Origin of the sequence: Lachnoanaerobaculum gingivalis, from assembly GCF_003862475.1 — a bacterium.
GTDB lineage: Bacteria > Bacillota > Clostridia > Lachnospirales > Lachnospiraceae > Lachnoanaerobaculum > Lachnoanaerobaculum gingivalis.
Window position 1 is genome coordinate 78,650 of sequence record NZ_RRCO01000003.1, and the last position, 15,381, is coordinate 94,030.

General features: G+C 34.6%; 10 protein-coding genes and 1 pseudogene. 1 reads left to right on the top strand and 10 read right to left on the bottom strand.

All coding sequences use genetic code 11. The features are described 5' to 3' along the window. Positions 1-2: 2 nt before the first annotated feature. The 6 genes from EHV10_RS07285 to EHV10_RS07310 form a co-directional block, all read right to left on the bottom strand. Positions 3-1,187, bottom strand: a complete 1,185-nt coding sequence (locus tag EHV10_RS07285; RefSeq protein WP_128674080.1) for an MFS transporter — start codon at positions 1,185-1,187, stop codon at positions 3-5. 7 nt (positions 1,188-1,194) lie between these two features. After that, positions 1,195-1,857 carry an HAD family hydrolase gene (locus tag EHV10_RS07290; RefSeq protein WP_128674081.1) on the bottom strand — a complete coding sequence of 221 codons (663 nt, stop codon included), beginning with the start codon at positions 1,855-1,857 and terminating at the stop codon, positions 1,195-1,197. A gap of 86 nt (positions 1,858-1,943) precedes the next feature. Next, positions 1,944-4,160, bottom strand: a complete 2,217-nt coding sequence (locus EHV10_RS07295; protein ID WP_128674082.1) for a DEAD/DEAH box helicase — start codon at positions 4,158-4,160, stop codon at positions 1,944-1,946. After that, on the bottom strand, positions 4,157-5,485 hold the full coding sequence (locus EHV10_RS07300; protein ID WP_128674083.1) for an ATP-binding protein: 1,329 nt from the start codon (positions 5,483-5,485) through the stop codon (positions 4,157-4,159). The genes EHV10_RS07295 and EHV10_RS07300 overlap by 4 nt, the downstream gene beginning before the upstream one ends. Further along, positions 5,478-7,355 carry a TerB N-terminal domain-containing protein gene (locus EHV10_RS07305; RefSeq protein WP_128674084.1) on the bottom strand — a complete coding sequence of 626 codons (1,878 nt, stop codon included), beginning with the start codon at positions 7,353-7,355 and terminating at the stop codon, positions 5,478-5,480. The genes EHV10_RS07300 and EHV10_RS07305 overlap by 8 nt, the downstream gene beginning before the upstream one ends. Positions 7,356-7,443: 88 nt before the next feature. Next, positions 7,444-8,106, bottom strand: coding sequence for a 3'-5' exonuclease (locus tag EHV10_RS07310; RefSeq protein WP_128674085.1), 663 nt, complete (start codon positions 8,104-8,106; stop codon positions 7,444-7,446). A gap of 270 nt (positions 8,107-8,376) precedes the next feature. Here EHV10_RS07310 and EHV10_RS07315 point away from each other — a divergent pair, with 270 nt between their 5' ends. Further along, positions 8,377-10,239 (top strand): IS1634 family transposase, encoded by a 1,863-nt coding sequence (locus EHV10_RS07315; RefSeq protein WP_128673213.1) that lies wholly within the window; start codon positions 8,377-8,379, stop codon positions 10,237-10,239. Positions 10,240-10,472: 233 nt separating this feature from the next. Here the strand turns inward: EHV10_RS07315 and EHV10_RS07320 are convergent, their stop codons facing one another. The 4 genes and pseudogenes from EHV10_RS07320 to EHV10_RS07335 all read right to left on the bottom strand — a co-directional run bounded on the left by EHV10_RS07320 (position 10,473) and on the right by EHV10_RS07335 (position 15,161). Next, positions 10,473-11,708 (bottom strand): OmpA family protein, encoded by a 1,236-nt coding sequence (locus EHV10_RS07320; protein ID WP_128674086.1) that lies wholly within the window; start codon positions 11,706-11,708, stop codon positions 10,473-10,475. Positions 11,709-12,001: 293 nt separating this feature from the next. Continuing rightward, a pseudogene (locus EHV10_RS07325) lies at positions 12,002-12,526 on the bottom strand (Rpn family recombination-promoting nuclease/putative transposase); the annotation flags it as partial. A 382-nt stretch (positions 12,527-12,908) separates the two neighbouring features. After that, entirely contained in the window at positions 12,909-13,793 is an 885-nt protein-coding gene (locus tag EHV10_RS07330) for an Rpn family recombination-promoting nuclease/putative transposase (protein ID WP_128674087.1), read from the bottom strand. Between the two features lie 435 nt (positions 13,794-14,228). Continuing rightward, entirely contained in the window at positions 14,229-15,161 is a 933-nt protein-coding gene (locus tag EHV10_RS07335) for an Rpn family recombination-promoting nuclease/putative transposase (protein ID WP_128674088.1), read from the bottom strand. Between the last annotated feature and the right edge of the window lie 220 nt (positions 15,162-15,381).

The window sequence follows — 15,381 nt, forward strand, 5'->3', positions numbered from 1 at the left end:
CTTTAAACTTGCCTAAATCTTTTATTAATTCTCATCATTCTCACCGACCATATCGCTATCCCGGTTCCTATAACACTAAGCAGGATATTTACACTCAAAAGCGCTCTCATTCCCATATAGTCAAGTATTCCTCCACCAAACAGTGATCCGAGCACTGTACCGGCCGACATCATTCCCGACATAAACGCCTGTCCTGTTGCATGGTCTTCTTCTCTCACTGCCGTACCTGTAAAATATACTGAGGCCGCAGCCATTATTGCAAAGCTGCATATCTGTGAAAGTTGAGTAATATATATCATTCCGATATTAATTGAAACAAAATAAAGTACCGCCCTTAATATATATCCTGCACATGCAATAATCATAAGATTTCCCACTTTTATCTTCTTCATAATAAAGGAAAATGTAAACAAAACAGGAATCTCCACTACCGCCTGAATAAACATCGCTGTTCCGAGATTACCGCTGTTACCACCAAGAGATTGTACAATTTGCAAAAGATATGTTCCTATAATATTGTGTGAGAAGAAAATAAAAAGCACTGCCAAAAGCATTATAGAAAAATATGGATATTTTCTTATAAAACTGATTACATTTGTTTGCCTATATTCATCACTCTCAAATACGGATTTCTTTGTATGTGGCATTGTACTTACAACACATAATAATAAGACCATAATTATAAGGCCTGAAGCAGGTATTATTTTTGTTCCGAATCTAAGTGCCATATTACCGATAAGCAGCGCCATAATTGCATACATTGCAGAGCCTGTACCTCTGGCAACTCCGAAATTAAGTTTTACCCCTTCCCTCTCATAGGCAAACAATGCCGTATTTATCATCGGCAAATATATACTTGCTATTATATACATCAAGCCGAAAAGAACTGCAATCAGCCACCTTTCTTTTACAATAAACAGCATAATACATATAAGTATATATGGTAATCCTAATAAAATAATCATTCTTTTCCATGTCAGAATTTTTATCCTGTCACATAAATTCCCCGCCAAAGGTTGTAATATTGCTGCGACCAAACAAAATACAGCTGTAATAATTCCTATCAAGCTGTTACCAAATCCGTTGCCCTGCAAATAAAAGGATATAAACCCGGCACTTGGGCAAAACATCATCCAATATAGGCCTTGCAATAAAATATATTGTATATTTATCTTTTTATCTTTCATCTTATACTTACGCTTCCTTGTTTTCCTTGCTTATCCAGTCTATTACTTCATCAAGGTCGTCCTTTACATCATCAACCTTTTTTCTTATCTCATCTGTCGGTTCTATAGTATCAGGAACCATTATTACCCTCGCACCTGCTGTAATTCCGGCATTTAACCCATTTATAGAGTCTTCCAGTACCAGACTTTGTCCTATATCTGTTTTTACTTTATCTGCCGCTTTTAAAAATATATCCGGTGCCGGCTTACCGTTTTTTATCTCATCACCGCATGTAAAATCATCAAAATAGTCATATACATCTGCCATTTTAAGATATTTTATTGCTACCTCTCTCTTTGTAGAAGTTGCAAGACAGGTCTTAATATTGTTTTCCTTCAAATATTTAAGCAAATTATCAAGTCCCTTTTTCTTTGTGATTCCATACTCTCTTATATGAGAAACAATATATTCCTCTCTGGCATCTCTACCATTTTCTATATCAAATTCATCGCCTGCGTCAGCTCTTAAAATCTCATATACCAAAGCTCTGTTGGCACCCTTTATCTTAAGTATAGCTTCATCACTAATTCTGCATCCCTGAAGTATGGCTGCATTCTGCCATGCTTTTCCATAAAGCCTTTCCGTATCAAACATCAGACCGTCCATATCAAATAAAACCGCTTTTATCATTATTACATCCGCCTTTTATTACTTTATATTAAGATAACATTTTTTTATATTAAAAGCCATAAATTATATTCTCTATTATATGACCCTTAAAGATTTTCCCATCCAAGTACTCTTTCTCTCATTCCGTCTATATCCAATACTCCATAGGCAAAACCCTTTCTTACAAGCTCTTCCGGAACAAATTCATCATATTTTTCAAATACAGGCACTTCCTTATCATAAACCAAAGACATGGGGTCTATTTCATCGGCTGCTTTTTCACTTACTGTCTTATAGAATTCTTTTTCACCTACATTCATAGTGAATTGTATAAAATACGGTCTTGAAGGATTTAAACCTTTAAGCCCAAGTTCTTTTGCACAATGTACCTTTAAAAATCTCTCAAGTGCCAAAAATGCATAGCTTCCAAGCCATGGAAATAAAGCCCACATATTTCCACCAAGATGTATAAGCGGCTTATTTGACAACTCAGCCTTTTTAAAGCAATCTCTGGCTTGTTCCAGTCTGCCTCTACCATGACTCATCAAATACATATATGTATCTGATGAGCTGAGTACATCTTTCATTTTCTCCAGTACGTGGGTATGTATATCTCCCGGCACGTCTCCAAAATAAGCCGGAATATTTCCCTTTACCAAGCTTACATATATAGCTCTTCTTTTATGATCTACTTCCTCCACAATCCACACTCTGCCTGCAATTGCAACCTTACCTCCTCTTTCCGGCGGTCTCACAATAGTTCCAAGTTCTTGTGACTCTGTTCGTACGGAATATTCTATGTTCTCCTGAAAAACAGCATAAAATTTATAGTTATTTACCACTCTTTCACCAGAAATCCCCACTATAAGTCCACCGTTTTCAGTCCTGTTTATATGATCCGTTTTAAGTAAATGAAGCAATAAAAACCTAAAATCATCATGACTTATTCTTCTAAAAGCGGAAAGGGTAAGAACTCTTGATGCCAACTCGGCAGGTGTCATTTCTCCCATTGAAGCCAATGTGCTCATTGTCTGATGGTAGAGCAAGCTGTATGGAAGCCTGTCAAGCCTTGGAGGCTCCACAAACTTTTCTTCAATGTAGAGCTGTACCAAAGCTATTCCCTGTATCAAATACCATGGTATCATTTCAGGCATCATTGCCCTTGGCTCAGGATGGTCCTCCCTCATCACAAACCACATCTCAGAAGGTGTGCCTCTCCTCCCGGTTCTTCCAAGTCTTTGTAAAAATCCTGATACGGTAAAAGGAGCATCTATTTGAAATGCTCTCTCAAGTCTGCCGATATCTATTCCAAGTTCAAGTGTCGCAGTAGCACATATGGATATCAAGGAATCATCATCCTTCATCTCCTCTTCCGCACTCTCTCTATATGATGCGGAGAGATTGCCGTGATGGATAAGAAATCTGTCAGGCTCACGATTGGCCTCACAGTATTGTCTAAGTTGTTGGCATACAATCTCACATTCTTCTCTTGAGTTTGTAAATACGAGACACTTTTTTCCCTTTGTATGTTCAAATATATAGGCAAGTCCCGGATTTGCACCTTTCGGTGCGTATCCGGTATTTAGCTCCCTTGCTGTATCTTCATAACAGGCAGCCTGTGGCTCGGTATTAAAGAAATGTTCCATTGATAATCTCCAGGTTTCCTTGCCTCTGTCAAACTTCGGTATCAATGTTTTTCTCTTGCTTCCGGAGGAAAGAAAGTCTCCGGCAAGCTTCGGATTTCCTATGGTAGCGGAAAGTCCCACTCTTCTTGGATCACAGCCTGCCATTTTACAAAGTCTTTCTATAAGGCAAAATGTCTGTAAGCCTCTATCGGCTCTAAGTAAAGAATGTATTTCATCAATTACTATAAATCTCAGATCATGAAAAAGAGATGATATTTCCATATGCTTATTTATCATCAATGATTCCAATGACTCAGGTGTTATCTGTAAAATACCCGAGGGCTTTTTTAACAGTTTTCTCTTGCCGGTCTGAGTAACATCCCCATGCCATCTTGTCACTTTGATATTTGCTTCTTCACATATAAAATTTAACCTTGAAAACTGATCATTTATAAGAGCTTTTAGTGGTGCTATATAAAGTACTCCTACACTGCTTGAAGGATTTTCATCAATCAAAGTCAATATCGGAAAGAATGCCGCCTCTGTTTTTCCCGAAGCTGTAGATGCTGTTAAGAGCAGATTTTCATCAGTATTAAATAAAACATCTGCAGCAGCATTTTGCACACCTCTAAGCATCTGCCATCCCGAATTATAAATATATTCCCTTATAAAAGAGGCATATCTTTCATACGTGTTCATAATGTAAACTCCACAAAATTTTCACCGCTGTTATCTGATACCGCCTCCGACTTTGCAAAAGAGAAATCGGAAGATTCCAAAAGTTCATTTATTCTTAAAGCCGGATTTTGATACAGAAGATCCAAAAGCTCAATAAAATCCCTTATCACTTCTCTTGGTGTAATATTTTCTGTTGCTCCTATTCTGGAATACTCCAAGCTTATAAAATCTCCAATATCACTGTCACTTAGAGTATTTTTGTATCCATACAATCCTGCATGCATATCTGACAGTTTTTCACATAGTACAAGCATCTCCTCCGGTGTCAGTGCTTCCAGCCTTATTACAGGTGAGAGCAAATCTCTCATACCCGGCTTTGAAAATTTGCCTTCCGAAAGTCTTGAACGAAGAGCCTCATAGCTGTATATTCCCCTTCTCTTATCTTCTAATGTCTGTGGCGTTGCACCCATTATAATTCCGAGATATTTTGCCTTACCCTGCAATGTGTCATTATACATAGTAAGCATCTTTTCATAATTATATTGTCTGGTAACAGCATTAGGTATCTTATATATATTTACAAGTTCATCTACCATGATCATCATTCCGCTATATCCCGCAAGCCTGAAAAACATGGCAAACAGCTTTAAATACTCATACCAGTCCTCATCCGTGATAATGATATTTACTCCAAGCGCTTCTTTTGCATCAGTCTTTCTGCTGTATTCGCCTCTAAACCAACGAACAATTTTCATCTTTGTTTCATCATCCCCGTCTATATAGGCATGATAGTATTTAGACAGTAGTGATCCGAACTCGAATCCATGAACCATCTCTGAAAGTCCTGCTATTACAGTATATATTTTTTTATCTACCTCATCTAAAAGTTCTTTACTTCCCGGTAATACTCCATTTTTTTCTATACAGTCCGTCTGAATATTATTTATCCATCTGTCTAAAAGTAATGTTATTGCTCCGCCTTCAGGCTTTGTTTTTGTAGACAGATTTCCTATAAGCTCTCTATATGTGGCAAGCCCCTGTCCTTTAGTCCCCTGCAACCTGCGTTCAGGTGAAAGATCCGCATCAGCAACTATAAAGCCCTTATCCATTACATAATTTCTTATGGTCTGTAATAAAAAACTCTTTCCGCTGCCGTATTTACCTACAATAAATCTAAATGAAGCACCACCTTCCGCCACTATGTCCACATCATGCAGCAATGCCTCTATCTCGTTTTTTCTGCCAACCGTAATATATGGTAAACCTGTTCTTGGAACCACTCCTCCCTTTAGTGAATTAATCAAGGTTTGAGCAATTCTCTTAGGTGCTTTTTTATCTTCATTCATATATCTCTCCTATAATATTCAAAATATCTTCTCTGTAATCCTCTACCAAATATATTTCATCGCCTTCACATTCCAATATATTGTCTCCTATCTCTTCAAAGAAAGCCTCATTGATATTGTCTGTAATAATTGATGTAAACATATTATTTAACCTTATCAGTTGTTTATAATCCTTTCCTGCAACAATATACTTTAAAATATTTAAATTTATATCGTCTGATTTCTCCGATATTTTATTAAAATCCGAGTTTTCTGTTTTGCTCTTATTACCGTCATCATATTCTATATAATGCTTTTCTATAGTATTTTGTATATCATCCTTTTCATCTATATCTTCATCTACAAGCAAATTCGTCTTAGTAATTTCTGCATCATTTCGAATCTTTTTCAATACTGAAAAGTCTACATTTATCCGTTTTCTTTCATTATGTTTTATTTCCTTAACAGCTTCGTTAAATGCGACTGCAATGAGGTCAGCAATCCGGGTATCTTCCATGTTTGGTTTCAAGTAATATCCAAGCTTAAATTCATCTCTGATCAATCTGTCAATTTCATGAACTATAGATACAAGTTTCTTCTTATTAAAACATGCCCTTATATAAGACTTCTCCTTCCACCTGCCCGATTTACAATGATAAGACCTCACTCCGTTCACTATATAATCGATATCCGAGATCACTTTATCATCCCTGTAAACTGCGTTTAATAACGGATATATGCTTCTGTTTTGCAGTCTCCCGAAGCAATGTGTAAATATACTTTTGCCGTCAATATTTCCGGCTTTTAAAATAAATTTCCACACATACGCATATATAATTATACTTTTCTCTCTTTCTTTTTTTAAACTTACAGAATTTAAAAATCTCTTACCTGCAAAAAAACTTATGGCCTCAAATATTTCCATATCATTATAATTTCCAGATTTTTTCAGAATTTCAAGTGCATGATCTCTGTCCAAGACATCTTTTTCAATATATTTTTTTACTTCATCTACGGAAAAACCCTTAACAAGCGAATACTCCAAATACCATCTATGTAAATTCCTTTTTATCTGAGTGCTATCTTCTAAAAAACCGCCTTCTATAAATTTTTCTTCAAACTCTTTAAGCTTATTCAAACTGTCAACAGGTGAAGAACTGCCTATACCACAGAGAAGCTCATAGATATATAGGTAAATAAAAGATGTAAAGGTTTTGTTATATACTCCATTCCTCACTTCAGTTCTCCATGTAAAATAAGCCCTCAATTGTTTATCACTCAAATCATGGTATGTGGTAAAATAACCTGAAATATCACATACCTGCCCATGATAATCATCCTCATAATCTTCCATAAACTTGGCCTGCCTATAGAAGTTTTTTGCACTTAATTGTCCGGAGCAATCATCATATCTATATAGCTTTCTCATTTCAGTAATTTTCTCCGGAATATATTCCTTTTTCTTTAGAAAATCACTCCCTTTTGCAAATGGTAAAGGTGTATCCGTATATACAGTATTACTTTTTCGGTTATCTGATAAAGCTGTGTCTTTAGACGGATTCCCTTGTAATACTGCCTTATCAAATAATTCAAATATATGATCTCTATCAGTTTTATCATTAAATGATATGCCTACCCAGCTACTTCCATGCATACGCAAAGGGGCAACTATATACTCTTTCATCCTGTCAAATAAACTTGCATCATATTTCAAATCACAATGTTCTGCCCATCTTCCGGTATTGGAATTCCACTCCTTTATAAGAAGTGCCATCATCTTTCCCGTTAAAGGATGGTACAGTCTTGACATAGTTAAAAAGCTGTCCCATCTGTCGTGCTCTTCAATATTATGTTTTTCTTTTATATAATCTAACAACTCCTTTAATTCCATTTATCCGTCCTTCTTTGGTCGCAAAAAGGTCTGACTCCTCTTACAAGAAAACTTGTATCAGGTTTCAAACCTATAGGCATCACTAATATTATGCAACAGCAAAACTTGACAAATCAAACAGACTACCGAGAGATGTTCCGAAATCTGTAGGCCTCATAGCTTCCGCTATCTTACTGAGTGTAGTATCAAACAGTTCACGGTCTTTAAAAACATGGAAAAGCTTTGCTGTATTTCTTGCATCATCCAGTGCACTATGCTCTCTTCCAAGAAAATTAATACCTGCCATATCAAGTGCAAGACTTAATGAAACCTGTTTATCAAATCCAAGTTCGGTATCGAATTCTTCCTGAAAATCATTCCACTCATTTGAAAATATCTTCGACTCAGTAGTGCTTATATCATATTTTTTCAGTATTAACTCCTTTGAAACTTGCTTATAATCATTATTGCTCCATGCATATATCTTAATATCATCATCTACACCAAGACACCAGTTTGAAAACATCTTTAACGCCTCGTTAAACTTAGGTGCATTTATAACCATATCGTAGGTAATTCCTGTCAAATCTCTCACTATTGATGTAATTCTTGTATTGTACTCAGGTTTTACATAGGTTCTAAAAGATGATATCTCCTGAAAGTTTTCATCCAACATTATAGCACCTATTTCAATAGTCTCCATAGTACATCCAATATTTCTATGCTCTTTTCCAATTTTGTTCATTTCCAAATCAACTACGATATGCTTCATAACAGCCTCCCAAATATTTTATACTTATATAATATATAAAATGCTGTCCTATAAAAATACCTTGAAAAGGTAATCTTAATATTTTAACCAATAATTATAATACTATACTTATACTGTATGAACAAGAAAACAAGGCATATGGTCTGGCCGGGTCTTCAACAGTTTGTTACATGCAAACAGCCTCTAAAGCCTTATAAATAAAGGGTTTTCTGTGTCAAATTTCTTTTATTTTATTGTTGTATTTTGTTGTATTATATGATATAATGAAGTATGAAACTTTGGTATGACAAAAAATCGAAGGATCCTACTTATTTTATTCAAAGAGGAATCCGAAACGGAAAAAAGACTACTACTAAAAATGTGGTTCGCATAGGAAAACATTCCGAACTTCTAAAAACTACCGCTGACCCTCTGGCTTACGCTCTTGATGAGGTCAAAAGATATAATGAGGAGTTAAAAAACAATAAATCGGTAGCTTTAGATTTTAAGTTTGACTTTAATGAAAAAATCACCTATCAAGATGATTTAGTATCTAAGTCTAAACTTTTAAACATAGGATATTTTTTCCTTCAGCAAATTTACCATGATCTCAAGATTGGAGCCTTCTTCAAAAATATAATAAAAGATACTAGAATACAGTTTGACCCAAATCTGGTAAATAGATTCCTCACTTATTCTCGTATACTTAATCCTGACTCCAAGCTAGGTACTCATCAGAATCTTGTTAGCTTTTATGAGCAACCCACATTTGGTTACGAACACATTCTTCGTACACTTGACATTATGTATGATCATTATGATGAGTATATTTCTCATCTATATGATGCAAGTACGAAATTAATAAAGAGAGATACCTCGGTATGTTTTTTTGACTGCTCAAACTATTACTTTGAAATAGAATCAAATGACGAAGATTATATTGATCCTGTAACCGGTGAAGTGACTAAAGGTCTACGAAAATATGGTGTGAGTAAAGAACATAGACCAAATCCTATTGTACAAATGGGACTATTTATGGACAAAGACGGTATACCACTATCTATGTGCATTACTTCCGGTTCTGATAATGAGCAAACTACTGCTATTCCTTTAGAACAAAAGCTAATAACTATGTTTAAGGGCAAAAAGTTTATTTATTGTGCTGATGCCGGTCTTGGGTCTTTAAATATCAGAAATTTTAATTCTATGGGTGGCAGAGCTTTTATTGTTACTCAATCCATAAAGATGCTTTCTAATACGTTAAAAGAAGCTATTTTTAGTGATATTGATTATCGCCTATTATCTAATGATAAACCTGCAACTATTCAGCAAATGAAAGATTTTGATAGGTTTGATAAAGTTAATGCAGAACTGTACGATGATAGGATATACAAGATAATCCCTGCTGATAAGGCATTTGACCTTGGACTTTATGAAGAAAAGGCATGTAAGAATGGTACTATTAAGAAAGTTAAGTCAAAGGCCGTAGTTCCACAAAAAATCATTGTCTCATTCTCAAGAAAAATGATGGAATATCAAAGATTTATACGAAATCGCCAGATAGAAAGGGCTAAGAAGCTCCTTACTAAGCTGGACCCCGAAACCTATAAAAAAGGGGCAAATGATATAACTCGTTTTATAAAACGAACCACATCAACATCCTCCGGTGAAAAAGCTGTAGATACCTACGAACTTAACCAAGAAGCCATAAATGAAGAAGAAAAGTATGATGGATTCTATGCAGTGGCAACAAATCTTGAAGATTCAGCTAAGTATATCTTAGAAATTAGCTCAAACAGATACAAGATAGAAGATTGCTTTAGAATAATGAAAACCAATTTTTCAGCCAGACCTGTATTTCATCAAAATAGAGAGCGAATAGTAGCACACTTTATGGTCTGTTACACAGCTCTTTTAATATATAGGATTCTGGAAAAGAAGCTGGATATGTATGGAACGCATTTCACTGTAGAGAATGTTATAGAAACTTTGAATAACATGCAGGTAGCTAATTTAGAAGATGTATGCTATATGTCAACATATGATAATTCACAAGTACTAACGTCATTAAATGCTATCTTTAATCTTGAATTGGACAAGAAATACTATCAGCCAAAAGATTTAAATAAAAAAATAAAAAAGATTTCAACTTGAACTTTCCATACAACATTTTTTAGATACTTAAAAAAGTGGCTAAAGCCTTGTAAATACAGGGTTTCAAGCCACTTTTCTATTCCCAAACTGTTGAAGATGGGATATATAAAATGCTGTACTATAAAAATACCTTGTAAAGGTAATCTTAATATTTTAACCAATGATTATAATACTATACTTATACTGTATGAACAAGAAAACAAGGCATATGGTCTGGCCATATGCCTTAAGTTCTATAATACCGGAATAATAATTTCTACACGTCGATTCAATTGCTTTCCTTCAGCTGTCTCATTTGTCGCTACCGGTCTGCTTTCTCCGTATCCGTTTGTGGTAATGTTTGCTGTAACACCTGCAGATTGTAAATAATTCTTTACAGAATTTGCACGATTCTCTGAAAGTGTCAGGTTATGTGCATCATCCGCATCAGAGTCGGTATGTCCGTCTATTTCAAAGTCAGTTATATTTGCCTCTATTAAAATCTTTGCAAGATTGTTCAAAGTTTCCTCAGCATCAGGTCTTATATTATATTTGTCAACATCAAACAACACTCCCGAATCCAGAGTGATCATTATACTGTTTGCCTCTATTGCAGGCACTGCAGGAACCGCACTGAGTAACGGTAGTTTATATGAGAAAACCAACGGCTTTGCATCAACTTCCTTTTCTTCACCCTTAAATGTAATAACGGCCTTTCCCTTACCGTCATTCTCTATTCCGAGACCTGTTTTCTTATTCTTATAGCTTCCGGATCCGTCACCGTTTACTTCAATATCCATATTTTGATCTCTATATATTACATGCTGAGCATCTACAGATATACTTAAATCGGTTTCCGACTTGGTATACAAACCTGTTCCGTCTGCATCTACCATTAAATTAATACCATATCTGTCATCTGAATAATTTCCGGACCCGTCTGCTTCCACTTGTAATGTAATTCCTTTATTAGAATCCAGATATTGTCCCGATCCGTCGGTTTCCCTTTGTATAGTAATTCCTTTTTCGCTGTCAATGTATTGCCCCGATCCGTCTCCTTCAGTCTGAACTGTAGTATTTCCGTCCGCATACTGTCCGGACCCGTTTTCACCCACCTGCACTGAGGTTGTACCTCTTATAATTTGGTCATTTTCAACTTTAACAGGTGTTACTGTAATACCGGGCACTGATGAAAGGCTTTTTGTAGCGTCCATCTTTATTTTTGCATCAGCATTCTCATCTATCCCAAGAGGAGGTAATACTACAACCGGAACCTCAGGAATCTCTCCAAGTGCATATCCCGGAGCTTTTAATTCATCCTCATTTATCTTACTCTCAGCTTTTGTAGTCTCTTCAGTAGTTTCTTCCTTTGATGACTCAACTACAGCGCTGCTGCTCTCTTTGTTTTCTGTTTTATCGGCGCCTTTTCCACATCCGACAGCTAAAACACTGACAGCTAAGACACTTGCCAAAATAATTGATTTTTTCATAAACAAACCTCCATATCAATTTGAATTTTTAGTTTTAAACTTTAGAGATATTCAGATTTTCTCAACAATGCAATTGTACAATGTTTCATTTGCAAAATGAATTTACAAATTTTATAGGACGCCTTAATAATTTGATAATATTTCGGGATTTTAAAAATAAAAATGAGTTGAAAATACAACCGGATATAACTCCTTTACCGTTAAATACCCGGCTATGTGTGGAAAATAGTCGGTGCACCGACATGTCATGATATTTAGAAATTTGTAGAATTTTTATATTACATCATTTAATTTTAATATTTTCCGTAATCATTTAAAAGATTATATTTCTTCAAAAACTCATTGCGATATTTCTTATCTGTGTTTGCCTTTATTATTTTGTCCAGATCACCTTCCTTAGCAAGTATTGTATTTAACCTGCTTATTAAATCAGCACCTTCTTCTCTGCCTTTTTCTATTCCCTTTTCTATTCCTTTTTCTATCCCTCTGGCCTCAACTATATCCAATACTTCACACATATTCACAACCTCCTTTGTATTTGCTTCATCTATGATTTCTTCAAACCTTTTATCGCCTGTCATTGCAGACATTAGCATTAGTAATTCCTCTATATGGCATATTGCCTTCTTATCTGCAACATAGTTCCTATTTACTCGCATTTGATGCAAATAATCTGCAAGTATCCAAAAGTCGCTTGTAAAAGAGTCTATTATTTCTCTGTCCAAATATGCTATCTCAAACAAATTAATCTTATAGTCATTTACATATGGTTTCAATTTCTCATCAACATCTATTATTCCAAGCAGATTTTTGGGATATTTCAGAAGTATTAAATATAGCCGGGTATAATGCCCTTAATATTAAATACCCGGCTTTGTGTGGAAAATAGTCGGTGCACCGACATGTCATGATGTTTAGAACTTTGTAGAATTTTTAGAATACACAGATTAGAAAGTTTACTTTCTATAAGAAAGAAGATATCAAACCAAACATCATGTAAAAAGTTTGATGATTCCATTATACTAACTATTACTATATTGGCAATACCCGATACCACGTTCCGTTGTATTTGAATTAATTTTAGCATTTTAAATAAATTCATTTTGTAAAACTGTGCATATAGACTATTTTCTTATGTTGATATTGCCATAAAAACAGCATTGAATTTTTACACTACATCATTTAATTTTAATATTTTCCTTAATCATTTAAAAGATTATATTTCTCTAAAAGCTCTTTGCGATATTTCTTATCTGTATTTGCCTTTATTATCTTGTCCAGATCGCCTTCCTTAGCAAGTATTGTATTTAATCTGCTTATTAAATCAGCACCTTCTTCTCTGCCTTTTTCTATCCCTTTTTCTATTCCTCTGGCCTCAACTATATCCAATACTTCGCACATATTCATAACCTCCTTCGTATTTGCTTCATCTATAACCTCTTCAAACCTTTTATCGCCTGTCATTGCAGACATCAGCATTAGTAATTCCTCTATATGACCTATTGACTTCTTATCTGCAACATAGTTTCTGTTTACCTGCATTTGATACAAATAATCTGCAAGTATCCAAAAGTCGCTTGTAAAAGAGTCTATTATTTCTCTGTCCAAGTATGCTATCTCAAACAAATTAATCTTATAGTCATTTACATATGGTTTCAATTCTTCATCTATATCTAATACTCCAAATAGATTCTTAGGGTATGTCCATTTTTTATCATAACCAAGATATAATACTAAGGTAATTACAGGATATTTACTTTCACCATTACATTCTTTTCTGACCTGCCTTGTATACTCCAATCCGTCATATCCCACTACTCTAAGCGGCATAAATTTATCCGGATTTGTCTGGTTCTCAATCCCAAACAGTGCTATATTAATCTGACTGTCTTTCCAGTATTTTGCAACATCCCTGTCTTGAATTCGTGCTCTTCCATCTATCTTTAATACACTGTCTGTAACGGTATCAAAAAGTGATTCTTCTTCCACTACTTTTTTCCCGCCAAACAACAATACATTTACTATATCTGAAAAAACATCATTGTGTCTTTCAAGCATTTTTTGGGTTATATCTTTTTCTTGCATATCTGCTCCTTTATTATATCAGAGAATTATTTTTGATTCCATTGTCTTTAGAAGTTTTCAGAATTGATTTCAGAGGTATTAAATATAGCCGGGTATAATGCCCTTAATATAATACCCGGCTTTGTGTGGAAAATAGTCGGTGCACCGACATGTCATGATGTTTAGAAATTTGTAGAATTTTTAGAATACACAGATTAGAAAGTTTACTTTCTATAAGAAAGAAGATATCAAACCAAACATCATGTAAAAAGTTTGATGATTCCATTATACTAACTATTACTATATTGGCAATATCTGATACCACGTTCCGTTGTATTTGGATTAATTTTAGCATTTTAAATAAATATCTTTTATAAAACTGTGCATATAGACTATTTTCTTATGTTGATATTGCCATAAAAACAGCACCGAATTTTTACACTACATCATTTAATTTTAATATTTCCCGTAATCATTTAAAAGATTATATTTCTCTAAAAGTTCTTTGCGATATTTCTTATCTGTATTTGCCTTTATTATCTTATCCAGATTGCCCTCCTTAGCAAGTATTGTATTTAATCTGCTTATTAAATCAGCACCTTCTTCTCTGCCTTTTTCTATCCCTTTTTCTATTCCTTTTTCTATTCCTTTTTCTATTCCTTTTTCTATTCCTCTGGCCTCAACTATATCCAATACTTCACACATATTCATAACCTCCTTCTTATTTGCTTCATCTATAACCTCTTCAAACCTTTTATCGCCTGTCATTGCAGACATCAGCATTAGTAATTCCTCTATATGAGCTATTGACCTCTTATCTGCAACATAGTTTCTGTTTACCCGCATTTGATACAAATAATCTGCAAGTATCCAAAAATCACTTGTAAAAGAGTCTATTATTTCTCTGTCCAAGTATGCTATCTCAAACAAATTGATCCTATAGTCATTTACATATGGTTTTAATTTCTCATCAACATCTATTATTCCAAGCAGATTTTTGGGGTACAACCATTTCTGTTCAAAACCCAGATATAATACTAAAGAAATTACAGGATATTTTTTCTTATCAATATTTTCATTTCTTGACTGTTTACCATATTCTGTACCATCATAACTTATGACTCTAAACGGCATTAATTTATTAGGGGTTGTTTGATTCTCTATTCCAAGCAGCGCTATATTAATCTGACTGTCTTTCCAATATTTTGCAATATCCCTATCTTGAATTCGTGCTCTTCCATCTATCTTTAATACACTGTCTGTAACGGTATCAAAAAGTGCTTCTTCTTCCACCACTTTCTTCCCGCCAAACAACAATACATTTACTATATCAGAAAAAACATCATTGTGTCTTTCAAGCATCTTTTGGGTTATATCTTTTTCTTGCATATCCGCTCCTTTATTATATCAGAGAATTATTTTTGATTCCATTGTCTTTAGAAGTTTTCAGAATCGATTTCAGAAGTATTAAATATAGCCGGGTATAATGCCCTTAATATAATACCCGGCTTTGTGTGGAAAATAGTCGGTGCACCGACATGTCATGATGTTTAGAAATTTGTAGAATTTTTAGAATACACAGATTAGAAAGTTTCCTTTCTATAAGAAA